This window comes from Actinomycetospora sp. (assembly GCF_055612215.1).
This window is the reverse complement of sequence record NZ_JBVPVA010000007.1, coordinates 1-2,463: the sequence shown is the minus strand read 5'-3', so window position 1 is coordinate 2,463 and position 2,463 is coordinate 1. Positions and strand designations below refer to the sequence as shown.

Here is a 2,463-nt window from a genome sequence, read left to right as displayed (position 1 = left end):
GCGATGACCGAGACGATCGAGTTCCAGGCCGAGGCCCGTCAGCTGCTGCAGCTGATGATCCACTCGATCTACTCCGACAAGGACGTGTTCCTGCGGGAGCTGATCTCCAACGCCTCGGACGCGCTGGACAAGCTGCGGATGGAGTCCTACCGGGACAAGGACCTCGGGGTCGACACCTCGGACCTGCACGTCGAGCTGCGCACCGACGCCGAGGCCCGCACCCTGACGATCACCGACAACGGGATCGGGATGACCCGGGACGACGTCGTCAGCCTCATCGGGACGATCGCGAAGTCGGGCACGGCCGAGACGCTGTCGAAGCTGCGCGAGGCGCAGGCCTCCGGCAGCGAGGAGGTCACGGCCGAGCTCATCGGGCAGTTCGGCATCGGCTTCTACTCGAGCTTCATGGTGGCCGACCGCGTGGAGATGACGACCCGCCGCGCGGGCACCGAGGGCGGGGTGCACTGGGAGTCGGCCGGGGAGGGCACCTACGAGCTCTCCGAGGTCCCCGACGCGCCGCAGGGCACCAGCATCACCGTGCACCTCAAGAGCGAGGACGCCGAGGACAACCTGCACGACTACTCCGACCCGGCCGTGGTGCGGCGGATCGTCAAGCGCTACTCGGACTTCATCACCTGGCCGATCCTGCTGAACCCGCGCGGGGCGAGCGCGGCGACGGGGGAGGGAACCGACGGCGGCACGACGGTCGAGGGAGCCGAGGAGGACGACGCCGAGGCGGCGGAGTCCTCGAACGAGCCGATCAACTCCCGCAAGGCCCTGTGGGCGCGCCCGCGCTCCGAGGTCTCCGACGAGGAGTACGCCGAGTTCTACCGCCACGTCTCGCACGACTGGCAGGAGCCGCTCGAGACGATGCGGTTCACCGGCGAGGGCACCTTCGAGTACCAGGCGCTGCTGTTCCTGCCGAGCCACGCGCCGATGGACCTCTACTACCGCGACGCGAAGCGCGGCGTGCAGCTCTACGTCAAGCGCGTGTTCGTCATGGAGGACTGCGAGGCGCTCGTCCCCGAGTACCTGCGCTTCGTCAAGGGCGTCGTCGACGCGCAGGACCTCTCGCTCAACGTCTCCCGCGAGATCCTCCAGCAGGACCGCCAGATCCAGCTGATCCGCAAGCGCCTGGTCAAGCGCGTACTGCAGACCATCACGACGCTGCGCGGCGAGAACGCCGAGAAGTACGACACCTTCTGGGCCGAGTGCGGCCGGGCCCTCAAGGAGGGTCTGCTCACCGACCAGGACAACACCCAGGCGATCCTCGAGGCGTCGAGCTTCGCCTCCACGCACGACCCGGAGAAGCTCACCACCCTCGCCGACTACGTCGCGCGGATGCCCGAGGGCCAGGAGTCGATCTACTACGTCACCGGCGAGTCCCGGTCGAGCGTCGAGAACTCCCCGCACATCGAGGCGTTCCGTGCGAAGGGCTACGAGGTGCTGCTGCTCACCGACCAGGTCGACGAGGTCTGGGTCGGCATGGTCGGCGCCTACGGCACGGGGGACGACGCGAAGCCCTTCGCCTCGATCGCCCAGGGCGACGTCGACCTGGCCGACGACGCCGAGAAGCCCGAGGGCTTCGACGACCTGCTGTCCTGGATGACGACGACGCTGGCCGACCAGGTCTCCGAGGTCCGCCTCTCCACCCGGCTGACGACCTCGCCGGCCTGCCTCGTCGGCGAGGTCGGCGGGCTCCCGCCGCAGCTGGAGCAGATGATGCGGTCGATGGGCCAGGAGATCCCGGTCCAGAAGCGGGCCCTCGAGCTCAACCCGAAGCACCCGCTGGTCGAGAACCTCAGGGCGGCGCACGAGGCGCACCCCGAGGACGCCGGGGTCACCGAGACCGCGTCGCTGTTGCACGACATGGCGGTGCTCGCCGAGGGCGGGGAGCTCAAGGAGCCCTCGGCCTTCGTCGGGAAGCTCGCGCAGCGACTGGCGGCCACGCTGTGAAGGTCGGCGTCGACAGCTTCGTCGCGGCGGTGACCGATCCCGACACCGAACAGGTCGTCGGGCCGGTCGAGCGGTTCGCGCACCTGATGGAGGAGATCGAGACGGCCGATCGGGCCGGGCTCTACTCCTACGGGATCGGCGAGCACCACCGCGCCGAGTACTACGACGCGGCGCCGGCGATCATCCTGGCCGCCGCGGCGTCGCGCACGCGGACGCTGCGGTTGCGCTCGGCGGTGACGGTGCTGTCCGCCGCCGACCCGGTCCGGGTGTTCCAGGAGTACGCCACGGTCGACCTGATCTCGGGCGGCCGGGTGGAACTGGTCGTCGGGCGGGGGTCGTTCACCGAGGCCTTCCCGCTGTTCGGTCTGTCCTTCGCCGACTACGACGAGCTGTTCACCGAGAAGCTCGACCTCCTCGTGGCGCTCACGAAGACCGAGCGCGTCACGTGGTCCGGGCGCCACCGCCCGGCGCTGAACGACCAGCCGGTGTTCCCGCGCCCCGTCCAGG

General features: G+C 69.7%; 2 protein-coding genes. Both read left to right on the top strand.

What is annotated here, in order from left to right:
* Positions 1 to 3: 3 nt before the first annotated feature.
* Positions 4 to 1,956 carry a molecular chaperone HtpG gene (htpG, locus tag AC0CYZ_RS00140; protein ID WP_472210775.1) on the top strand — a complete coding sequence of 651 codons (1,953 nt, stop codon included), beginning with the start codon at positions 4 to 6 and terminating at the stop codon, positions 1,954 to 1,956.
* Between the two features lie 29 nt (positions 1,957 to 1,985).
* The coding region (locus AC0CYZ_RS00135) for an LLM class flavin-dependent oxidoreductase (protein ID WP_472210772.1) at positions 1,986 to 2,463 on the top strand (478 nt) is incomplete at its 3' end.